Source organism: Shewanella sp. 10N.286.45.A1, assembly GCF_041470405.1.
GTDB lineage: Bacteria > Pseudomonadota > Gammaproteobacteria > Enterobacterales > Shewanellaceae > Shewanella.
This window is the reverse complement of sequence record NZ_JBFRMK010000416.1, coordinates 1-201: the sequence shown is the minus strand read 5'-3', so window position 1 is coordinate 201 and position 201 is coordinate 1. Positions and strand designations below refer to the sequence as shown.

Here is a 201-nt window from a genome sequence, read left to right as displayed (position 1 = left end):
CGACTACAGATAAATCACGTGGATGGTGGGTTCATTCAACCCTACTATTAGACAGTTTCACGACTCAAACTATCGGGCTAATTCATCAAGAATACTGGCTTCGCCCTAATAACCCTGAAGATGCTGACGAAAAAGAAAGTGGTAAGTGGTCAGAAGCATCCTATTTCTGCCGCCAACGATTGGGGGACATGATGTCACGGG

General features: G+C 45.8%; 1 pseudogene. It reads left to right on the top strand.

The window, feature by feature from the left end:
* Positions 1–201: pseudogene (locus AB4238_RS22110) on the top strand (IS4 family transposase); the annotation flags it as partial.